This is a genomic window from Pseudomonas sp. P8_241 (genome assembly GCF_034008315.1).
Lineage (GTDB): Bacteria > Pseudomonadota > Gammaproteobacteria > Pseudomonadales > Pseudomonadaceae > Aquipseudomonas.
The window spans coordinates 5,711,959-5,733,193 of record NZ_CP125377.1 but is presented as its reverse complement, the minus strand read 5'-3'; the positions used below and the strand labels follow the sequence as shown (position 1 = coordinate 5,733,193).

Below are 21,235 nucleotides of genomic sequence, written 5' to 3'. Positions count from 1 at the left end.
CTGCTGTTTATCGACAGGCGCAAACTCTTTCAATGAATCTGCTCAAATCGTTGGCCGCCGTAAGCTCTATCACGATGCTTTCCCGGGTTCTGGGGTTTGTTCGTGACACCCTCATTGCGCGCACATTTGGCGCGGGAATGGCGACGGACGCCTTCTTTATCGCCTTCAAATTACCCAATCTTCTGCGGCGGATTTTTGCCGAGGGGGCGTTTTCCCAAGCTTTCGTGCCGATTCTTGCCGAATACAAGAGCCAGCAGGGTGAGGAGGCAACACGAACCTTCATCGCTTATGTCTCGGGCCTGTTGACGCTCGTACTGGCGCTGGTCACGGTGCTGGGCATGATCGCAGCGCCCTGGGTTATCTGGGTGACGGCACCGGGTTTCACTGATACCCCGGAAAAATTCGAGCTGACGACCAGCCTGCTGCGGGTCACGTTTCCCTACATTCTGCTGATTTCCCTTTCGTCACTGGCCGGTGCGATCCTCAATACCTGGAATCGTTTTTCGGTGCCGGCTTTCGTGCCGACGCTGCTGAATGTCAGCATGATCATCTTTGCGCTGTTTCTGACGCCGTATTTCGATCCTCCCGTGATGGCGCTCGGCTGGGCCGTATTGGTAGGGGGGGTGGCGCAGTTGCTCTATCAGCTGCCGCATCTGAAAAAGATCGGCATGCTGGTGCTGCCGCGCCTTAATCTGCGCGACAGTGGTGTCTGGCGAGTGATGAAGCAGATGTTGCCGGCGATTCTCGGCGTGTCGGTGAGCCAGATTTCGCTGATCATCAACACCATTTTTGCTTCGTTCCTGGTCGCCGGGTCCGTGTCGTGGATGTACTACGCCGACCGTTTGATGGAATTGCCATCCGGCGTACTGGGCGTGGCTTTGGGTACGATTCTGCTGCCGACGCTGGCCAAAACCTATGCCAGCAAGGATCGCCACGAGTACTCGCGCATCCTCGATTGGGGGCTTCGGCTGTGCTTTGTACTGGTGCTGCCATGTTCGCTGGCATTGGGGATTCTTGCGGAGCCGCTGACGGTTTCGCTGTTCCAGTACGGCCAGTTCAACGCGTTTGATGCGGCGATGACCCAGCGAGCCCTTGTTGCCTATTCCGTCGGATTGCTGGGGATTATTGTGATCAAGGTGCTTGCTCCCGGCTTTTATGCGCAACAAAACATCCGCACACCGGTAAAAATCGCAATTTTCACGCTGGTCGTCACACAGCTGTTCAACCTGATGCTGATCGGGCCATTGGCCCACGCCGGGCTGGCGCTGGCTATCAGTGCCGGTGCCTGCCTGAACGCGGGGCTGCTGTTCTACCAACTGCGCAAGCAGCAGATGTACCAGCCGCAACCGGGCTGGGCGAAGTTCGGCTTGAAGCTGGTGATCGCGGTCTCGGTGATGTCTGGCGTACTGTTGGCCGGGATGCATTTCATGCCGGCGTGGGGCGAAGGGCAGATGCTGGAGCGTTTCCTGCGCCTGGGTGCATTGGTGGCTGCTGGCGTAGTGACATATTTCGGCATGTTAGGGTTGATGGGCTTTCGTTTGCGCGACTTCAATCGAAAGGCGTTGGGCTAAGGTTAAGGTCTTGAAAAATACGGGCGAGCCGACAGTTTGGTCGGCTCGATTACTTTGGGTTACGGTGTTGCCTGTCGTCGGGCGCCGGGTGTGGTTATAATCGACCACTTTATGAGCAAGAAGCGCGTTATGCAGCTGGTTCGAGGCCTCCACAATCTGCGCCCCCAGCATCGGGGCTGCGTCGCCACTATTGGCAACTTTGACGGTGTACACCGTGGCCACCAGGCTATCCTGGCGCGGCTGCGTGAGCGTGCGCTTGAATTGGGCGTGCCCAGTTGCGTGGTGATTTTCGAGCCGCAACCACGCGAGTTTTTTGCGCCGGAGACTGCGCCGGCTCGCCTGGCCCGCCTGCGGGATAAACTGCAGTTGCTAGCCGCCGAAGGTGTTGACCGCGTTTTGTGCCTGGCTTTCAACCAGCGCCTGAGCAAACTCAGCGCCAGTGAATTCGTCGATACCATCCTGGTTGATGGTCTTGGCGTACAGCACCTGGAAGTTGGTGACGACTTCCGATTCGGCTGTGACCGTGCAGGGGATTTCGATTTCCTGCTGCAGGCAGGCATGGTTCAGGGTTTTACCGTTGAAGCGGCGCAGACTGTCGAACTCGATGGCATCCGTGTCAGCAGCACACAGGTGCGTAACGCCCTGGCCGCCGCTGACTTCGCCCTGGCCGAACGCCTGCTGGGGCGTCCGTACCGGATCGCCGGGCGGGTGTTGCATGGTCAGAAACTGGCCCGGCAACTGGGAACGCCCACTGCCAACATTCAACTCAAGCGCCGTCGCGTGCCGTTCACCGGGGTTTACCTGGTCGACGTCGAGATCGACGGCAAGACCTGGCCCGGCGTCGCCAATATCGGCGTGCGGCCTACGGTCCAAGGTGATGGCAAAGCCCACCTGGAAGTGCATCTTTTAGATTTTGCCGGCGATCTGTATGACCGGCGTTTAACGGTGGTTTTCCACCACAAGCTGCGTGAAGAGCAGCGTTTCGCCTCTCTGGAGGCGCTGAAAACGGCGATCAGCGCGGATGTCGCCGCCGCCCGTGCACTAGCCGCACCTAGCGCCCATCGCTAATGAAGAGCCTTAAATGACCGACTATAAAGCCACGCTAAACCTTCCGGACACCGCCTTCCCAATGAAGGCCGGCCTGCCACAGCGCGAACCGCAGATTTTGCAGCGCTGGGACAGTATTGGCCTGTACGGAAAGTTGCGCGAGATTGGCAAGGATCGTCCAAAGTTCGTCCTGCACGACGGCCCTCCGTACGCCAACGGTACGATCCACATCGGTCACGCACTGAACAAGATTCTCAAGGACATGATCATCCGCTCGAAGACCCTGTCGGGTTTCGATGCACCTTATGTTCCAGGCTGGGACTGCCACGGTCTGCCGATCGAGCACAAAGTCGAAGTGACCCACGGCAAGAACCTGGGCGCCGACAAGACCCGCGAACTGTGCCGGGCCTACGCCACCGAGCAGATCGAAGGCCAGAAGTCCGAGTTCATCCGTCTGGGTGTGCTGGGTGACTTCTCCAACCCGTACAAAACCATGGATTTCAAGAACGAGGCCGGTGAAATCCGTGCCTTGGCCGAAATCGTCAAGGGTGGTTTCGTGTTCAAGGGCTTGAAGCCTGTGAACTGGTGCTTTGACTGCGGTTCGGCCCTGGCTGAAGCGGAAGTCGAGTACGAGAACAAGAAGTCCTCGACCATCGACGTGGCGTTCCCGATTGCCGATGAAGCCAAACTGGCTGCCGCTTTCGGTCTGCCGTCGCTGGCCAAGCCTGCTTCCATCGTGATCTGGACCACCACCCCGTGGACCATCCCGGCCAACCAGGCGTTGAACGTTCACCCGGAATTCAACTACGCACTGGTCGATGTCGGCGACAAACTGCTGGTGCTGGCCGAAGAACTGGTCGAGTCGTGCCTGGCGCGCTACTCGCTGGAAGGTTCGGTTGTTGCGACCACGACCGGTAAAGCACTGGAACTGATCAACTTCCGTCATCCGTTCTACGACCGTCTGTCGCCGGTTTACCTGGCCGACTACGTTGAATTGGGCGCTGGCACCGGTGTGGTTCACTCCGCACCGGCCTATGGCGTGGACGACTTCGTGACCTGCAAGAAGTACGGCATGGTCAACGACGACATCCTCAATCCGGTCCAGAGCAACGGCGTGTACGCGACCTCGCTGGAATTCTTCGGCGGCCAGTTCATCTGGAAGGCCAACCCGGCCATCGTCGACAAGCTGACCGAAGTCGGTGCGCTGCTGCACACCACCATCATCGAACACAGCTACATGCACTGCTGGCGCCACAAGACCCCGCTGATCTACCGCGCCACCGCGCAGTGGTTCATCGGCATGGACAAGCAGCCAGTGACTGGCGACACCCTGCGCCAGCGCTCGCTCAAAGCCATCGAAGAGACTCAGTTCGTTCCGGCCTGGGGACAGGCGCGTCTGCACTCGATGATCGCCAACCGTCCTGACTGGTGCATTTCCCGTCAGCGCAACTGGGGCGTGCCGATCCCGTTCTTCCTGAGCAAGGAAAGCGGCGAGCTGCACCCTCGTACCGTCGAGCTGATGGAAGAAGTCGCCAAGCGCGTTGAAGTCGAAGGCATCGAAGCCTGGTTCAAGCTGGACGCCGCCGAGCTGCTGGGCGACGAAGCGCCGCAGTACGACAAGATCAGCGACACCCTGGACGTCTGGTTCGATTCTGGTACCACGCATTGGCACGTCCTGCGCGGTTCTCACCCGATGGGCCACGAAACCGGGCCACGCGCCGACCTGTACCTGGAAGGTTCGGACCAACACCGTGGCTGGTTCCACTCGTCGCTGCTGACCGGTTGCGCCATCGACAATCACGCGCCATACCGCGAGCTGCTGACCCACGGCTTCACCGTCGACGAGTCCGGCCGCAAAATGTCCAAGTCTCTGGGCAACGTCATTGCACCGCAGAAAGTCAACGACACCCTGGGCGCCGACATCATGCGTCTGTGGGTTGCATCGACCGACTACTCGGGTGAAATGGCTGTTTCCGAGCAAATCCTGCAACGCAGTGCGGACGCCTACCGGCGTATCCGTAACACTGCGCGCTTCCTGCTGTCGAACCTGACCGGCTTCAATCCGGCCACCGACATCCTGCCTGCAGAAGAAATGCTCGCGCTGGACCGTTGGGCCGTGGACCGCACCCTGCTGCTGCAGCGCGAGCTGCAAGAGCACTACGGCGAATACCGTTTCTGGAACGTGTACTCGAAGATCCACAACTTCTGCGTGCAGGAGCTGGGTGGTTTCTACCTCGACATCATCAAGGACCGTCAGTACACCACCGGCGCCAACAGCAAGGCCCGCCGTTCGGCGCAAACCGCGCTGTTCCACATCTCCGAAGCGCTGGTTCGCTGGATCGCGCCGATCCTGGCCTTTACCGCCGACGAGCTGTGGCAATACCTGCCGGGCGAACGCAACGAATCGGTGATGCTCAACACCTGGTACGAAGGCCTGACCGAATTGCCGGAAGGCTTTGAACTGGGTCGTGCGTATTGGGACCGGATCATGGCCGTGAAGGTCGCGGTCAACAAGGAAATGGAAATCCAGCGCGCCGCGAAGGCTGTCGGTGGCAACCTGCAGGCCGAAGTGACGCTGTTCGCCGAAGACGCACTGAGTGCCGATCTGGCCAAGCTGAGCAACGAGCTGCGCTTTGTGCTGATCACTTCGACCGCCTCTGTCGCACCGTTCGTGCAAGCACCGGCCGATGCTGTGGTAACCGAAGTCGGCGGCTTGAAGCTGCAAATCGTCAAGTCGAGCCACGCCAAGTGCGCCCGTTGCTGGCACTGCCGTGAAGACGTCGGCGTGAACCCGGAGCATCCTGAAATCTGCGGCCGTTGCGTAGATAACATCAGCGGCGCTGGCGAGGTTCGTCACTATGCCTAATGCCATTGGCCGTTTCGGACGGCTGAGCTGGCTTTGGTTGAGCCTGCTGGTTCTGGTCATCGACCAGGCCAGCAAGTTCTACTTCGAAGGCAAGCTCGAGATGTATCAGCAAATCGTGGTGATTCCCGATTTGTTCAGCTGGACCCTGGCCTACAACACTGGCGCTGCGTTCAGCTTCCTGGCTGACAGCTCTGGCTGGCAGCGCTGGTTGTTTGCCCTGATCGCCATCGTGGTCAGTGCAGTACTGGTGGTCTGGCTCAAGCGTCTGGGACGCAACGAGACCTGGCTGGCCATTGCCCTGGCGCTGGTGCTGGGGGGCGCGCTAGGCAATTTGTATGACCGCATCGCCCTTGGCCATGTGATCGATTTCATTCTGGTGCATTGGCAGGATCGCTGGCGTTTCCCGGCGTTCAACGTTGCCGACAGCGCCATCACGGTTGGTGCGGTAATGCTGGCACTGGACATGTTCAAAAGTAAAAAGACCGGAGAAGCCGTAAATGACTGAACAGGTATTGGCTGAGCAACGCATCGGCCAGAACACGGAAGTCACCTTGCATTTCGCATTGCGCCTGGAGAACGGCGACACGGTGGACAGCACCTTCGACAAAGCCCCGGCGACCTTCAAGGTCGGTGACGGCAACCTGTTGCCAGGTTTCGAAGTGGCATTGTTCGGTTTCAAGGCCGGTGACAAGCGCACGCTGAACATCGAGCCGGAAAACGCTTTCGGCCAGCCGAACCTGCAAAACGTACAGATCATCCCGCGTTCGCAGTTCCAGGACATGGAGCTGTCGCCAGGTTTGCTGGTGATCTTCAACGATGCGGCCAATACTGAATTGCCGGGTGTGGTCAAAGAGTTCGATGACGCGCAAGTGACCATCGACTTCAACCACCCGCTGGCTGGCAAGACGCTGACCTTTGACGTGGAAATCATTTCCGTCAAAGCGCTGTAAACGTCTTTCTGTAGGAGCCGGCTTGCCGGCGAAGTGGCCTTGAAGCCTTGCGGTGAATCCAATGGCCTCATCGCTGGCAAGCCAGCTCCTACGGTGAGTTGTAACGATCTGAATTCTTGCGCGCAAGACACGAGGCACAGCATGCAAATCAAACTCGCCAATCCCCGTGGCTTCTGCGCCGGTGTGGACCGGGCGATCGAAATCGTCAACCGCGCCCTGGAAGTCTTCGGGCCACCGATCTATGTGCGCCACGAAGTGGTCCATAACAAGTTTGTCGTCGAAGACCTACGCTCCCGTGGTGCGATCTTTGTCGAAGAGCTGGATCAGGTGCCGGACGATGTCATCGTGATCTTCAGCGCCCATGGTGTTTCCCAGGCTGTGCGTACCGAAGCGGCTGGCCGTGGGCTGAAAGTATTCGACGCTACCTGCCCGCTGGTGACCAAAGTCCACATCGAAGTGGCGCGCTACAGCCGTGACGGCCGCGAGTGCATTCTCATCGGCCACGCCGGTCACCCGGAAGTCGAAGGCACCATGGGTCAGTACGACGCCAGCAATGGCGGCGCAATTTATCTGGTCGAAGACGAGAAAGATGTCGCCGCGTTGCAGGTGAACAACCCGGAAAAACTCGCCTTCGTGACCCAGACCACGCTGTCGATGGACGATACAAGTCGCGTTATCGACGCACTGCGTACGCGCTTCCCTGCTATCGGCGGACCGCGCAAGGATGACATTTGCTACGCCACGCAAAACCGTCAGGACGCGGTCAAGCAACTGGCCGATGAATGTGATGTGGTGTTGGTGGTCGGCAGTCCGAACAGCTCCAACTCCAATCGCCTACGCGAATTGGCAGAGCGCATGTCCACGCCTGCCTATCTGATCGACGGCGCCGAAGACCTGCAAAAGAGTTGGTTCGACGGTGTAGAGCGTATTGGTATCACCGCGGGCGCTTCTGCTCCGGAAGTGCTGGTGCGTGGCGTGATCCAGCAGTTGCAGGCCTGGGGCGCTACCGGTGCCGACGAGCTGGCTGGTCGCGAGGAGAACATCACGTTCTCTATGCCTAAAGAACTGCGTGTTCGCTCCTTGCCCTGAGTTTTTTCCTTTTTTCGCATAACGCCTGTTCAGGTTTTGCATTGCGCAGGCTTACACGACCGGTCCGTGCCAGCACCACTTGATGCTGGCTTACCGGTTTGCGAGCTGCACAAATGTGTAATGTCCCCCCAAACAGTGTCTCGCCCTGACCTCTGAACCGTATCGAGCTTTCGACCGTGCTGTTCCCCACAATCGATACGCGTGCACCGCTCTGGCGTTCGGCCAGCAGTGGATTGTCGTTGTCCATCTCTCCCTTGCCGCTGATATCCAGAATGATCCGCCAGCCTTGGCTCCAGTCGCCATTGATGCCGTGAATCACCACGGCCTGGTTGCGGACGATGGCTTCGCTCCGGGCGGTGCGAATACCACTGTAAAGAGCCTGGGCCGCTTGCTCTCTTTGGTTCGACTCGATCAGCGTTGCGAACGCCGGACTGACCAAATGCAGAACAATTCCTGCAATTGCCAGTCCCATGAGCAGTTCGATCAGGCTGAAGCCCTGTTGCCGCATGACGTCTCCCTCCGTGGCGTGATGTGGTTCGCGCAATCCTTGCGCGAGAAATCGTAACGCAATCGCACCACAGCGCTCGAACGTTGTGCGGCGTAAGAGCAGGTATAGCCGAAGGAAACAAAAGGCTGCGATGGATCATCCTACAAAAGGTTTCACGCTGATCGAGTTACTGGTCGCGATTGCGATCTTGCTGGTGCTGATGACCTTGGCCATGCCGGCATTTACCCGTTCGGTGCAATCGGCCAAGGCTGATACGGAAATCAGTGACCTGCAACGCGGTTTGAATATGGCCCGACTCGAAGCTATCGAACGTGGCATCACCACGCGGCTTCGCCCGACAGCAGACGACAACAAATGGACCGGGGAACTGGCGGTTTATGACGGTGCTGGCAAATCAGCCAATGTATTGCGGGTTATTCCGGCGATGAGCAGTGGTGCAATCCTGACGCTAACCTCAGATGTCACTGCCATCGATTTCAACAATCTCGGCGGGTTGTCATCGCCGCCCACAACGGTGGTGATCAGCCATGTGCTGGGGGGCCAGAGCAGGATGCTAAATGTGTGTTTGAACGGACGAATTCTTTTGGGTGGAAGTTGCGGATGAGAGCAGGGAGCAAGTTTATACAGGAGGGCATGACGCTGATCGAGGTCCTGGTGGCGTTGTTGATTCTCGGCGTGGGGTTGTTGGGGGCTGCGGCGTTACAGCTCAATGCGCTGAAGTACACGGACAGTTCGCGAATGAGCAGCCAGGCGAGTTTTATCGCCTATGACATGATGGACCGCATTCGCGCTAACGCTAATGCCGATTACACCGTTACGCCCACCGGCTCGGGCAACCTGAATATTGCCCGGGATCAGGATCTTTACGACTTCACCAGCAACATCCTCGATTTTGGCGGTCCTACCGCCACTGGCAACATCTCCGTCAATCAGCGCGTATACACGATCACCCTGGAATGGGATGACTCGCGAGCGGCCAACAGGGCTGATTCGCGACGCAGCTTTGTGCTGACCAGTCGTGCAACCGTCGATCCGCAATCAACACGATGAGCCACACCAGTAAAGGTTTTGGCCTGATCGAGTTGCTGATCGCCCTGGCACTGAGCCTGGTTGTGGTGCTCGGCGTGGTACAGGTGTTCATCGCTTCCAAAAATACCTTTGTCAGCCAGAACGTCTCGGCCACCCTGCAAGAAGATGCGCGTTTCGTGCTGAGCAAAATGATTCAGGAAATCCGCATGGTCGGCATGTTCGGCTGCCTGGGGACGATTACCGACTCAAGTAAAAAAAAGGACTTCAAGGCAAACCAGATGACACCGGTCCGTTGGGATAACGCCGCCCGCAAGTTGACCCTGGTGACGGCAGATGTCGGCAGTAATGGAGGCGCACCCACCTGGACAGTGATTTCCGATTGTCGCAACAGCGCAACGGCGTATAGCGATGCGCAGACTGCGGCGCCCGGGCAGTTGGCATTTCCGATTCGACGGGTGATTTACGGCGTCAGCAATAACGAGTTGACGATGGGGAGTGGAGAGGGCCCGCAACAAGTGCTGGTAGATAATGTCGGTGCGTTCGATGTGAGCTTCGGTCTCGCCAGGTCCGCCACTGACATTGGCGTTTCCAGTTACAGCAGCAACCCGTCGGACCCGGCGCGAATCCGCAGCGTTCGTTTGACGCTGACGCTTCATGACCCCGGCAACAGGGTCCGTGATCAAACCTTCCATGTGGTTGCCGCCTTGCGCAATCGCTTGTTGTGAGGGAGTGTCAATGAGTTGCCAATCCGAGCGCGGCATGGCGCTGCTGATTAGTCTGGTGTTTTTGCTGTTGCTGACGCTGATCGGCATTTCGTCAATGCAGAGCGCTACGCTGCAGGAAAAAATGGCCGGTAGTGTGGCATTGCGTAATCAATCTTTTCAGGGTGCTGAAGCGGTGCTCAGGGTTGGCGAAAGCGCAGTGCAGCAAAAAAACTATTCACTGCATGTTTGCAGCAGTACTCGCCAATGCACGCCGCCGACCGAGTCGTCGACCATTACCGCTGCAGGGTTCAACTCCACGTCGGGGGTGACCTGGATTGCATCCGGCAATGGCTTTTATGGTGTGCAAAATTTAGGACCTGTCCGGGATGCCGTGAATGTGCCGATCAACACGCCAGCGACTCTATATCGGGTAACAGCAGTAGGTATCACCGGACATTCTCGCAGCGTGGTGGAGAGCATCTATGCGAAGTACTGAACTGCGTGCCGGGCTTTGGCCGCGAGTGTGCGGTGTTGTTTTGGGGGTGTGTCTTACAGTTCCCGCCTGGTCGTTTACGCTGCCGAACACGCCAGCCCTGAATCGGGAGCGGTGTTTGGCTGCGGGTAATTGGTACGGTTTTTATCATGTCAGCGTAGGGTTGCGGCCAATCTGCCTGAACCTGCCCGAGGCGTTCAGCGGTAAGATGCTCGACAGCAACGACGATGGCGTGATCGATAATCCCGATGCGATTTCCAGCGGCGTGATCTTTGTCGGAGAAGACGCGACTGCCATCGACAATGACGCGACCGGGATCGGCAGTGATTCCAGTGGCGACAACACCCTAGGGGTGGAAAAATCCGGCGGCGTCAGCCGTCGCATCATGTGGCGACAAATACAGTAAGTGAGCGTTGAGGTATGCAGAGATTCAACCGTGGATTTACCCTGATCGAAATCATGATCGTGATCGCGATCATCGGTATTGTCATGACCATTGCAGCACCGAGCTTTACCGAATATCTGCAGAAAGGCCGACGTGCCGAAGTGGCCGGGCTGCTATCTGAACAGGCGCAGATCCTTGAGCGCTTCTATTCGCAGAAAAATGCCTACACCGGTGCTGCCGGTCTGAGCGGCGGTAATGACTACTACACGATCACAGCTACCCTGACTGACCAGACCTTCCTGCTGACGGCAGTGCGCAAGGCTGACACCAGCATGGCCACAGACAAGTGTGGTGATTTCACGATCACCAACACCGGGGTGCGCAGCATGGTCAACGCCGCCTCCGGCCTGACCAGCAAGGATTGCTGGGGTCGTTGAGTTCCTTTTTCGGGCGCTTTTTTTTGCCCTCTGTCTAATGAATGGTTGGATCAGAACATGACCAGGCAACAGCAAGTGGTGATTGTCGGCGGCGGGGTGATTGGTTTGCTGACGGCCTTCAATCTGGCATCCGAAGGACAGAATATTGTGCTGCTGGATCGTTCGAGCGTCGGCCAGGAATCTTCATGGGCCGGCGGCGGGATCGTTTCGCCGCTTTACCCGTGGCGCTACAGTCCGGCAGTCACAGCGCTGGCTCATTGGTCGCAGGATTTTTATCCACAGCTGGGCGCGCAATTGTTTGCAGCGACGGGCGTCGATCCTGAAGTGCATACCACCGGGCTGTACTGGCTGGATCTGGATGACGAGGCTGAAGCGCTGGCATGGGCTGTCCGGGAAAATCGTCCTTTGAGTGCTGTGGATATCTCGGCGGCTCACGACGCGGTGCCGGTGTTGGGTGGTGGTTTTTCCCGGGCGATCTACATGGCCGACGTGGCCAATGTGCGTAATCCACGCCTTGTGAAGTCGCTGAAGGCTGCATTGCAGGCGCTGCCAAACGTGACAATTCATGAGCAGTGTGAAGTCAGCGGTTTTGTTCGTGACGGCGATAAAGTGCTTGGCGTGCAAACTGCCATGGGGGCGATCCATGGGGATCAAGTGGTCCTGACTGCGGGTGCCTGGAGCGGTGATTTGCTCAAGAACCTGGGTCTGCAATTGCCTGTCGAACCGGTAAAAGGGCAGATGATTCTCTACAAGTGCGCGGCTGACTTCTTGCCGAGCATGGTCCTGGCCAAGGGACGTTATGCAATTCCCCGGCGCGATGGACATATCCTGATTGGCAGCACGCTGGAGCATGAAGGCTATGACAAGACGCCCACCGGGCCGGCACTGGAAAGTCTGAAAGCGTCGGCGGTGGAATTGATTCCGGCACTGGCCGACGCCGAAGTGGTTGGGCATTGGGCTGGTCTACGCCCAGGTTCACCTGAGGGCATTCCCTACATCGGTCGCGTGCCGGGATTTGACGGGCTGTGGCTCAACTGTGGGCACTACCGTAACGGGTTGGTGCTGGCGCCAGCCTCGTGCCAGTTGTTTGCTGATGTGATGCTGGGCCGGGTGCCGATTATCGATCCTGCGCCGTATGCGCCGAGCGGTCGGATCTGAAGTAAAGTCAAAAGATCGCAGCCTTGGGCAGCTCCTGCATAGGAATGTGTTTTCCATGTAGGAGCTGTCGAAGGCTGTGATCTTTAATGCTTAATCCAGCCCCAGTTTCTTCAGTCGGTAACGCATCGACCTGAATGAAAGGTTCAGCCGCTGAGCCGCCGCCGTGCGGTTCCAGCGGGTTTGCTCCAATGCCTGAAGCAGTAACTGGCGTTCGACGTTTTCCAGGTAGGCTTCCAGATTGTGGATCTGAGTCAGGTCTGGCAGGCCATCTCCAACAGCGCAATTGCCTTCGGCCAGGCGCAGGTCGCCGGCTTCGATCTGCTTGTTTTCGCATAGCGTATGCGCTCGCTCGAGCATGTTTTCCAGTTCCCGGACATTGCCGGGGAAACGGTAGCTTTTGAGCACGTCGAGGGCTTGCGGATGGAGTTTTACCTCCGCTTGACCGGTGTTGGCGGCGAGGCGTTTCAGCATGTGGCTGGACAGTGCTTCGATGTCATCGCGTCGTTCGCGCAAAGGGGGGACTGGCAGCTCTATGACGTTCAAGCGGTAATACAGATCCTGTCGAAAGCGCTCGGCAGCAACTTCCGCATTCAAGTCCTTGTGCGTAGCGCAAAGGATGCGCACGTCAACTACCGTTTCCTGCTGCCCACCGACACTGCGCACGGCTTTTTCCTGAATGGCACGTAACAGTTTCACCTGCATCGCCAGCGGTAAATCAGCCACTTCGTCAAGGAAAAGAGTGCCGCCCTGGGCCGCCTGGAACAGGCCGGGTTTATCTTCCATGGCGCCGCTGAAGCTGCCTTTGCGATGGCCAAAAAACTCGCTTTCCATCAGCTCCGACGGGATCGCTCCGCAATTGATCGGGACGAACGGTTGGCCGCCGCGGGGGCCTTGGTCATGGATCAGGCGCGCGACTAATTCTTTGCCGCTACCGGATTCACCGCTGATGTAAACCGGTGCCTGACTACGGGCCAGTTTAGTGATGTGCTTGCGCAGAGTGCGCATGGGCAACGAATTACCGAGCAGGCGTCGGTCAATGGCGACGCCGGCAAGGGGAAGCAGCAGGGCACTGGTGACCAGTTCACGCAGGCGTGTGAGGTCCACCGGTTTGGTCAGGAAGTCGAAGGCCCCGGCCTTGAGTGCGCTGATCGCGGTGTCCAGGCTGCCATAGGCAGTGATCATTGCCACCGGCACCTGTGGATAAAATTGTTGGATGTGCTGCACGAGCTCAAGGCCGGTACCGTCCGGCAAGCGCATGTCGGTCAGGCACAAATCGAAGGTTTCGCGCTTCAGCAGAGCCAGAGCCTCGGCGACATTGCGGGCGCTGAACGTATCGAGTTTCATTCGTCCCAGAGTAATTTCCAGGAGTTCGCGAATGTCCGGCTCGTCGTCGACGACCAATACTTTTTTCCGTGTGCCGGTATTCAAATTTGTTTCCGTTCGTGAGCAAAGATGATGCGAAAGCAGCCGCCCTCTTGGCGTGCCTTGAAGTCCAGGCCGGCCTGATTGCTTTCGCACAGCTCACGGGACAGATAAAGCCCCAGGCCTGTGCCTTGTGGGCTGGAAGTGAAGAAAGGTTCGAACAGATGCGTTTGAAGCTCCGGCGCTACGCCGGGGCCGTTGTCGAGGATATCGAGGGTTGGCAGTTGGGTGTCGCGGTCGATGAACAGATCAAGCCAGACTTTCGCGTTTTCCTGGTCACGGGTGTTATGGCGCCACGCATTGTTTAACAAATTACCGAGAATCTGGTTCAACTGATTCGGGTCCATCAGGGTTTTGAAATTGCCGGCACCGATGTTCAAGTGAATCTTCTGGTTTTGGGCTATTTCTTCGCGGGCATCGGCCACGAATTGTTCCAGCCATGGCTTCAAGTCGAGCCGTTGCGGCACAGTTTTTTCGCGGCGAGACAGTTGCAGGACGTTTTCGATGACTCGATTCATGCGTTGGGAGTGATCTTGAATAATCTGCGTCAGACGTCGATCGGCAGCGTTCAGTTCCTCTGATTCACGTAACAGTTGTGCAGCATGACTGATGGCACCCAGCGGATTGCGGATTTCATGGGAGATGCTCGCGGTCAGGCGACCCAACCCTGCGAGTTTCAGTTGCTGAGCCTGTTGCGCGATGTGGGCAAGGTCTTCGAGAAAGACCAGTGTCTGGTGTTGTGGGCTCTGGTCCAGTGCAATGAAGCTAGGTTGCAATTCCAGGCCGTTACTTTCGATCTTAAGGCTCTGGGGGCGGCGAACCGGATTGTCGAGCCAGCGTTGCAAACGCTCGACCAAGGCAGGAGCGCAGTCGTCGATTCGGCGGCTTTGGATGAGGGCACAACCGAGCAAGGTCAGGGCGCTGTGATTGGCCAGTTGCACGTATCGCTGTTCATCAAGCACGAGAATGCCGGTGCGCATGCGTTGCAGGATCAGGGCGTTGAGGGTTTCGAGGCCAGCCACTTCGCTGGCCCGCTGTTCGGCCAGGCTTTCGCTGACTTCGACGCGCCGGGTCAGGCCTTGCACCAACAGTGCTGCTACAAAGCACAGGGTGCCGAGCGTGCCCGCTTGCAGGTAATCATTGGCGCTGGCCGCATGGGTGAGGCTCAGGAGAAAGCTGAAGCCGACGATACCAAGCGCACCGACAGCTGCAATCAATAGGCCGATGCGCCTTCGCAACAGGGTATTGCTGATGGCCACCGATACGACCAGAAGATTGCCGATGGCGCTGGCCACACCACCGGCGGCGTAGAACAGGCCGCTCAGCAACAGGACGTCGACCAGCGCCAGACTGAACAATTGCCCGTGCCGGCGCGTGTTTCCAGGAAGCGCCACCAGCAAAATATTCAGGACCAGATACAGCCAACTGCCACGGCGCAATAAAGCATCGTTGGCAGATGTCAGCAGCGGGGTATCAATGTTACTGGAGACCAGCACCAGGGTAATGCCGATGGTCAAGCGGTAGAGATGATAGAGGCGCAGCAGGCGGCGGGCCTGTTTGCCGCCGGGACTGATTCTCTCAGCGGTCACTGGAGCCTGGGCCTTGCTCGAGATGAGCCTGGCTGCAATACCATTGTTGTTCCAGGTTCAAAGCGCGGTCGCGGGGCAGGTGGACGCCGCAATGGGCGCAACGGACCATGGGCGCGGCTTCTCGCTCGCCAGGAGATTTGGGGGCAGAGGACTGACCCTTGAACTTGCGCCAGAACCATACTGCAGCGGCAATCAGGGCAATCCAGAACAATAGACGAAGCATGGTGAGCTGCTTTATGGCGGATGAACCGCCAGTTTAGCCAAGGACCTGACAGGCGCACAGCCTAATAAAACGCTGACATAAAAAAGGGAGACTCGAAAGTCTCCCTTTTTGTACACCCGAGGTGTCAGTCGAACACACCGAAGGTCATGTAGCTGAACCACGAACGGTCGTCGTTGTTGCCTTCAGCTTCGTGATTTTCTTCCTCTATCACATCGCCTTCTGCGTCTTTTGGCTTGAGCTCGTTAGGAATCGCGTCCTTGGCTTCCTGGAACTGCTTCTGCACATCCTGGTTGGCACGGGTTTCACCCGGTGGCAGTGGTGGACGCGACTCGATGAGACCCAGGGTTGCCTTGCTCAGCCACGAACGGTTGTCGGCTTCCGCCATCGACGGTACGAACTGGCCGTCTACCAGACTTGGATGGTTCGGGTAGTTGAGTTTCAGGGTTTCCAGGCTGGTGGTCGCCAGCTCATCCAGATGCAGGCGCTGGTAAGCCTCGGTCATCACCGCCAGGCCGTCACCGACAGAAGGGGTTTCCTGAAAGTTTTCCACGACATAACGGCCACGATTCGCAGCGGCAACGTAGGCCTGGCGAGTCAAGTAGTAGTTGGCAACGTGAATTTCGTAGGCCGCCAGCAGATTGCGCAGGTAAATCATGCGCTGCTTGGCGTCAGGCGAGTAACGGCTGTTGGGAAAGCGGCTGGTCAGTTGGGCGAACTCGTTGTACGAGTCACGCGCGGCACCTGGGTCACGCTTGGTCATGTCCAGCGGCAGGAAGCGCGACAGCAGGCCAACGTCCTGATCGAAAGATGTCAGGCCCTTGAGGTAGTACGCGTAATCCACGTTCGGATGCTGTGGGTGCAAGCGAATGAAGCGCTCTGCGGCAGACTTGGCTGCCTCTGGCTCGATGTTCTTGTAGTTGGCGTAGATGAGCTCAAGTTGCGCCTGGTCGGCATAGCGACCGAACGGATAACGCGATTCCAGAGCCTTCAGCTTGGTGGTGGCGCTGGAGTAGTTGTTGTTGTCCAGGTCGTTTTGAGCCTGTTGGTACAACTCGACTTCACTCAGGTTTTCGTCTACGACTTCCTTCGATGAGCAAGCAGCGGTCAATGCGAGGATGGCGATCAGCAGCAGGTGTTTCACTTGCATGGCGGCTTGCGTCCCTATGACGGCCGCTGTCTTGGGCGTGGCCGTCCTGTTATGATGAGCGCCCCGTTGAATAGCCTCGGGGCAAAAGACGCCGTATTTAACCACAAGCGCGCAGCCGAAACCAAAAGCTGTGCCGACGCCTAGTCTGAGCATGTCCGATAAAATTGAACTTCGCGCAGAGGTGCCGTCCGAATTGGGCGGCCAACGCCTCGATCAAGTCGCCGCACAATTATTCGCTGAGCACTCGCGCTCGCGCCTTTCCGCCTGGATCAAAGACGGCCGCCTGACTGTGGATGGGGCGGTTATCCGCCCGCGAGACATCGTCCATGGTGGCGCCATCCTTGAGTTGACTGCCGAGCAGGAAGCTCAGGGCGAGTGGGTCGCTCAAGACATTGCCCTGGACATCGTCTATGAAGACGACGACATCCTGGTGATCAACAAGCCTGCGGGCCTGGTGGTGCACCCGGCTGCCGGTCATGCCGACGGCACCTTGCTCAATGCCTTGCTGCACCACGTGCCGGACATCGTCAATGTGCCCCGCGCCGGTATCGTGCACCGTCTGGACAAGGACACCACCGGTCTGATGGTGGTGGCCAAGACCATTCAAGCGCAGACGCAGCTGGTTACACAGTTGCAGAGCCGCAGCGTCAGCCGCATCTATGAATGCATCGTGATCGGTGTGGTGACAGCGGGCGGCAAGATCAACGCGCCGATCGGTCGTCACGGCCAGCAACGCCAGCGCATGGCCGTAATGGAAGGTGGCAAGCAAGCCGTCAGCCATTACCGCGTGCTCGAGCGCTTCCGCTCCCACACTCATGTGCGGGTGAAGCTGGAAACCGGCCGTACGCACCAGATTCGCGTACACATGGCGCACATCAACTACCCGTTGGTCGGAGATCCTGCCTACGGCGGTCGTTTCCGTATCCCGCCGGCAGCCAACCCGACCATGGTCGAGTCGTTGAAAAACTTCCCGCGTCAGGCGCTGCATGCGCGTTTCCTGGAACTGGATCATCCGACCACCGGTAAGCGCATGAGCTGGGAGTCGCCGTTGCCGGAAGACTTCGTCTGGCTGTTGACCCTGCTCAAGCAAGACCGCGAGGCGTTCATCGGATGAGTGACTGGCTGATTCCTGACTGGCCCACGCCGGCCGGGGTCAAAGCCTGTGTCACCACCCGTGCGGGCGGCGTCAGTCTGGCGCCGTTCGACAGCCTCAACCTCGGCGATCATGTCGACGACAGCCCTGAAGCCGTCGCCGAGAATCGCCGTCGTCTGACCGAGCATTTCTCCGTTCAACCGGCCTGGTTGCAGCAGGTCCACGGCATTGTCGTGGCCCATGCTGATCCGGGTCGGGTGGATACGGCTGATGCCAGCTGGACATCAACACCGGGGATCGCCTGCGCGGCGATGACGGCCGATTGCCTGCCTGCGCTGTTTTGCGACCGCGCCGGCACTCGTGTAGCGGCGGCCCATGCCGGTTGGCGCGGGTTGGCGGCGGGCGTGCTGGAAGCCACCCTCGACAGTCTGGCGGTGCCACCAGCAGAAGTATTGGTCTGGCTCGGTCCAGCCATCGGCCCACAAGCCTTTGAAGTCGGCCCGGAAGTGCGTGAAACCTTCGTGCACCAGTTGCCGCAAGCGGCTGAAGCCTTTGTGCCGAGCCAAAACCCCGGCAAGTTCATGGCCGACATCTATCTGCTTGCACGTCTGCGTCTGGCAGCTCGCGGCGTCACCGCTGTCTACGGTGGCGGTTTCTGCACCGTGACCGACCCACGATTCTTTTCCTATCGCCGTGCCCCTCGCACCGGTCGGTTCGCCTCCCTGATCTGGCTCGCCCGCTAAGCTTGTCTGATCTGCATCAATGTCTTGACGCTTGAAACTCCCAGAATCGACCGCATCTATTGTGGTATCTGGCAGGTTTCTTCATTCAGGACGTTTTATAGGTCCGACCTGCTCAAAAGGAAGGTGACTTATGCGTATAGACCGTTTAACCAGCAAATTGCAGTTAGCGTTGTCCGATGCTCAATCCCTGGCAGTCGGGCTCGATCATCCGGCCATCGAGCCGGCGCACTTGATGCAAGCCTTGCTCGAACAGCAGGGCGGTTCGATCAAGCCGCTGCTGATGCAGGTGGGCTTCGACGTCAACAGTTTGCGTAAAGAGCTGACGAAAGAGCTCGACCAGCTACCGAAAATCCAGAACCCGACCGGTGACGTGAACATGTCGCAGGATCTGGCGCGTCTGCTCAATCAGGCCGACCGTCTGGCCCAGCAGAAAGGCGACCAGTTCATCTCCAGTGAGCTGGTGCTGCTGGCCGCCATGGACGAGAACAGTAAGCTCGGCAAGCTGTTGCTCGGCCAGGGGGTGAGCAAGAAAGCCCTGGAAAATGCGATCAATAACCTGCGTGGTGGTGAGGCCGTCAACGACCCAAACCACGAAGAATCGCGTCAGGCGCTGGACAAGTACACCGTCGACCTGACCAAGCGCGCCGAGGACGGCAAGCTTGACCCGGTGATCGGCCGCGACGATGAAATTCGCCGCACGATTCAGGTGCTGCAACGCCGTACCAAGAACAACCCCGTGCTGATCGGTGAGCCTGGCGTGGGTAAAACCGCCATTGCCGAAGGTCTGGCCCAGCGCATCATCAACGGCGAAGTGCCGGATGGCCTGAAGGGCAAGCGCCTGCTGTCCCTGGATATGGGGGCGTTGATTGCCGGTGCCAAATATCGCGGTGAGTTCGAAGAGCGGCTGAAGTCCCTGCTTAATGAACTGTCGAAGCAGGAAGGGCAGATCATCCTGTTCATCGACGAACTGCACACCATGGTCGGTGCCGGTAAGGGCGAAGGTTCGATGGACGCAGGCAACATGCTCAAGCCAGCCCTGGCGCGCGGTGAGCTGCATTGCGTCGGTGCGACCACGCTCAACGAGTACCGCCAATATATAGAGAAGGATGCGGCCCTTGAGCGACGCTTCCAGAAGGTTCTGGTGGACGAGCCGAGCGAGGAAGACACCATTGCGATCCTGCGTGGCCTGAAAGAGCGCTATGAGGTTCACCACAAGGTGGCGATCACCGACGGTGCGATCATCGCTGCGGCCAAGCTCAGCCATCGCTATATCACCGACCGGCAGTTGCCGGACAAGGCCATCGACCTGATCGACGAGGCCGCCAGCCGCATCCGCATGGAGATCGACTCCAAGCCCGAAGTGCTGGACCGTCTGGAGCGTCGCCTGATTCAGCTGAAGGTGGAATCCCAGGCGCTGAAGAAAGAAAGCGACGATGCCGCGAAGAAGCGTCTGGAAAAGCTGCAGGAAGAAATCGCTCGGCTTGAGCGTGAGTACTCGGATCTGGAAGAAATCTGGAACTCGGAGAAAGCCGAGGTGCAGGGTTCTGCGCAGATTCAGCAGAAAATTGAACAGTCCCGGCAGGAACTGGAAGCCGCTCGTCGTAAAGGCGACCTGAACCGCATGGCCGAATTGCAGTACGGGGTGATCCCGGATCTGGAGCGCAGCCTGCAAATGGTTGACCAGCATGGCAAACCTGAAAACCAGTTGCTGCGCAGTAAAGTGACAGAGGAAGAGATCGCCGAAGTCGTTTCGAAATGGACGGGTATCCCGGTATCGAAAATGCTCGAAGGCGAGCGCGACAAACTGATGAAGATGGAAAGCCTGTTGCACCAGCGTGTGATCGGCCAGGACGAAGCGGTGGTCGCGGTTTCCAACGCGGTGCGGCGTTCCCGTGCCGGGTTGTCCGACCCGAATCGGCCAAGCGGCTCGTTCATGTTCCTCGGCCCGACCGGTGTCGGTAAAACCGAGCTGTGCAAGGCGTTGGCCGAATTTCTCTTCGATACGGAAGAGGCGATGGTGCGGATCGACATGTCCGAGTTCATGGAGAAACATTCCGTGGCTCGCCTGATCGGTGCGCCACCAGGGTATGTCGGTTACGAAGAAGGCGGTTATCTGACCGAGGCAGTGCGTCGCAAGCCTTACTCGGTGATCCTGATGGACGAGGTCGAGAAGGCGCATCCGGATGTGTTCAACATCCTGCTGCAAGTGCTTGAAGACGGTCGCTTGACCGACAGCCATGGCCGCACGGTGGATTTCAAGAACACCGTGATTGTCATGACCTCCAACCTGGGCTCGGTACAGATCCAGGAACTGGTCGGTGATCGTGAGGCGCAACGTGCGGCGGTGATGGATGCGATCTCCAGCCATTTCCGGCCGGAGTTCATCAACCGTGTCGACGAAGTGGTGATCTTCGAGCCTTTGGCGCGGGATCAGATCGCCGGCATTACCGAGATCCAGTTGGGTCGTCTGCGCAGCCGCCTGACCGAACGGGAGCTGAAGCTTGATCTCAGTCCCGAGGCGATGGATAAGCTGATCGCGGTGGGTTACGACCCGGTATACGGCGCACGGCCGCTCAAACGAGCGATCCAGCGCTGGATCGAGAACCCGCTGGCACAGTTGATTCTGTCGGGGCGGTTCATGCCGGGCGACACTGCGCACGGGGTCGTGGAAAACGACGAAATCGTATTCGCCTGATCCATAACCGCAACAAAATTGAAAAGGTCCCGCATTGCGGGACCTTTTTTTCGTTAGGCTGTTGAACTCAAAGGAAAAGGCTTGTA

At 58.3% G+C, this 21,235-nt stretch carries 21 protein-coding genes; 16 read left to right on the top strand and 5 right to left on the bottom strand.

The genetic code is table 11. The features are described 5' to 3' along the window. The first annotated feature begins 32 nt into the window (after positions 1 to 32). From murJ to ispH, 6 genes are all read left to right on the top strand, one after another. Positions 33 to 1,571, top strand: a complete 1,539-nt coding sequence (gene murJ / locus QMK58_RS25715; RefSeq protein ID WP_053162540.1) for a murein biosynthesis integral membrane protein MurJ — start codon at positions 33 to 35, stop codon at positions 1,569 to 1,571. 129 nt (positions 1,572 to 1,700) lie between these two features. Beyond that, entirely contained in the window at positions 1,701 to 2,639 is a 939-nt protein-coding gene (gene ribF, locus QMK58_RS25710) for a bifunctional riboflavin kinase/FAD synthetase (RefSeq protein WP_053162538.1), read from the top strand. Between the two features lie 13 nt (positions 2,640 to 2,652). Further along, positions 2,653 to 5,484, top strand: coding sequence for an isoleucine--tRNA ligase (ileS, locus tag QMK58_RS25705; protein ID WP_053162537.1), 2,832 nt, complete (start codon positions 2,653 to 2,655; stop codon positions 5,482 to 5,484). Next, positions 5,477 to 5,989, top strand: coding sequence for a signal peptidase II (gene lspA, locus QMK58_RS25700; RefSeq protein ID WP_053162535.1), 513 nt, complete (start codon positions 5,477 to 5,479; stop codon positions 5,987 to 5,989). Before ileS ends, lspA begins: the two co-directional genes overlap by 8 nt. 7 nt (positions 5,990 to 5,996) lie before the next feature. Then, positions 5,997 to 6,434, top strand: a complete 438-nt coding sequence (locus QMK58_RS25695; protein WP_320396564.1) for a peptidylprolyl isomerase — start codon at positions 5,997 to 5,999, stop codon at positions 6,432 to 6,434. A gap of 141 nt (positions 6,435 to 6,575) precedes the next feature. Continuing rightward, positions 6,576 to 7,523, top strand: a complete 948-nt coding sequence (gene ispH / locus QMK58_RS25690) for a 4-hydroxy-3-methylbut-2-enyl diphosphate reductase (protein ID WP_053162531.1) — start codon at positions 6,576 to 6,578, stop codon at positions 7,521 to 7,523. Here ispH and QMK58_RS25685 read toward each other — a convergent pair. Further along, positions 7,492 to 8,031, bottom strand: a complete 540-nt coding sequence (locus QMK58_RS25685; protein WP_053162529.1) for a GspH/FimT family pseudopilin — start codon at positions 8,029 to 8,031, stop codon at positions 7,492 to 7,494. The two genes, ispH and QMK58_RS25685, sit on opposite strands and share 32 nt — an antisense overlap. 130 nt (positions 8,032 to 8,161) lie before the next feature. Here QMK58_RS25685 and QMK58_RS25680 point away from each other — a divergent pair, with 130 nt between their 5' ends. The 7 genes from QMK58_RS25680 to thiO all read left to right on the top strand — a co-directional run bounded on the left by QMK58_RS25680 (position 8,162) and on the right by thiO (position 12,237). Further along, the gene (locus QMK58_RS25680) at positions 8,162 to 8,635 is read left to right on the top strand and encodes a GspH/FimT family pseudopilin (protein ID WP_320395603.1); all 474 of its coding nucleotides are present in this window, start codon (positions 8,162 to 8,164) and stop codon (positions 8,633 to 8,635) included. Then, positions 8,632 to 9,081, top strand: a complete 450-nt coding sequence (gene pilV / locus QMK58_RS25675) for a type IV pilus modification protein PilV (protein ID WP_320395602.1) — start codon at positions 8,632 to 8,634, stop codon at positions 9,079 to 9,081. The genes QMK58_RS25680 and pilV overlap by 4 nt, the downstream gene beginning before the upstream one ends. Further along, entirely contained in the window at positions 9,078 to 9,785 is a 708-nt protein-coding gene (locus QMK58_RS25670) for a prepilin-type N-terminal cleavage/methylation domain-containing protein (RefSeq protein ID WP_053162524.1), read from the top strand. The genes pilV and QMK58_RS25670 overlap by 4 nt, the downstream gene beginning before the upstream one ends. A gap of 10 nt (positions 9,786 to 9,795) precedes the next feature. Beyond that, positions 9,796 to 10,260 (top strand): PilX N-terminal domain-containing pilus assembly protein, encoded by a 465-nt coding sequence (locus QMK58_RS25665; RefSeq protein WP_053162522.1) that lies wholly within the window; start codon positions 9,796 to 9,798, stop codon positions 10,258 to 10,260. Positions 10,261 to 10,375: 115 nt separating this feature from the next. Next, the gene (locus QMK58_RS25660; RefSeq protein WP_256220755.1) at positions 10,376 to 10,663 is read left to right on the top strand and encodes a hypothetical protein; all 288 of its coding nucleotides are present in this window, start codon (positions 10,376 to 10,378) and stop codon (positions 10,661 to 10,663) included. Between the two features lie 14 nt (positions 10,664 to 10,677). After that, a complete protein-coding gene (locus QMK58_RS25655) occupies positions 10,678 to 11,079 on the top strand; it encodes a type IV pilin protein (protein ID WP_053162518.1) in 402 nt (133 codons plus the stop codon). Between the two features lie 57 nt (positions 11,080 to 11,136). Continuing rightward, complete coding sequence (gene thiO, locus QMK58_RS25650) at positions 11,137 to 12,237, top strand: glycine oxidase ThiO (RefSeq protein ID WP_320395601.1); 1,101 nt, start codon at positions 11,137 to 11,139, stop codon at positions 12,235 to 12,237. A gap of 90 nt (positions 12,238 to 12,327) precedes the next feature. Here the strand turns inward: thiO and QMK58_RS25645 are convergent, their stop codons facing one another. The 4 genes from QMK58_RS25645 to QMK58_RS25630 all read right to left on the bottom strand — a co-directional run bounded on the left by QMK58_RS25645 (position 12,328) and on the right by QMK58_RS25630 (position 16,618). After that, positions 12,328 to 13,665, bottom strand: coding sequence for a sigma-54-dependent transcriptional regulator (locus tag QMK58_RS25645; RefSeq protein WP_053162514.1), 1,338 nt, complete (start codon positions 13,663 to 13,665; stop codon positions 12,328 to 12,330). Further along, the gene (locus QMK58_RS25640; protein ID WP_053162512.1) at positions 13,662 to 15,248 is read right to left on the bottom strand and encodes a sensor histidine kinase; all 1,587 of its coding nucleotides are present in this window, start codon (positions 15,246 to 15,248) and stop codon (positions 13,662 to 13,664) included. The genes QMK58_RS25645 and QMK58_RS25640 overlap by 4 nt, the downstream gene beginning before the upstream one ends. Beyond that, complete coding sequence (locus tag QMK58_RS25635) at positions 15,238 to 15,471, bottom strand: PP0621 family protein (protein ID WP_082344551.1); 234 nt, start codon at positions 15,469 to 15,471, stop codon at positions 15,238 to 15,240. Before QMK58_RS25635 ends, QMK58_RS25640 begins: the two co-directional genes overlap by 11 nt. 124 nt (positions 15,472 to 15,595) lie before the next feature. Then, positions 15,596 to 16,618: an outer membrane protein assembly factor BamD gene (locus QMK58_RS25630; RefSeq protein ID WP_320395600.1), complete on the bottom strand. Its 1,023-nt coding sequence runs from the start codon at positions 16,616 to 16,618 to the stop codon at positions 15,596 to 15,598. Between the two features lie 151 nt (positions 16,619 to 16,769). Between QMK58_RS25630 and rluD the strand changes: the two genes are divergently transcribed. The 3 genes from rluD (at position 16,770) to clpB (ending at position 21,149) form a co-directional block, all read left to right on the top strand. After that, positions 16,770 to 17,732: a 23S rRNA pseudouridine(1911/1915/1917) synthase RluD gene (gene rluD / locus QMK58_RS25625; protein WP_053162507.1), complete on the top strand. Its 963-nt coding sequence runs from the start codon at positions 16,770 to 16,772 to the stop codon at positions 17,730 to 17,732. After that, positions 17,729 to 18,454, top strand: a complete 726-nt coding sequence (gene pgeF, locus QMK58_RS25620) for a peptidoglycan editing factor PgeF (RefSeq protein WP_053162505.1) — start codon at positions 17,729 to 17,731, stop codon at positions 18,452 to 18,454. Before rluD ends, pgeF begins: the two co-directional genes overlap by 4 nt. A gap of 130 nt (positions 18,455 to 18,584) precedes the next feature. Further along, the gene (gene clpB, locus QMK58_RS25615) at positions 18,585 to 21,149 is read left to right on the top strand and encodes an ATP-dependent chaperone ClpB (protein WP_053162503.1); all 2,565 of its coding nucleotides are present in this window, start codon (positions 18,585 to 18,587) and stop codon (positions 21,147 to 21,149) included. Positions 21,150 to 21,235: the final 86 nt, after the last annotated feature.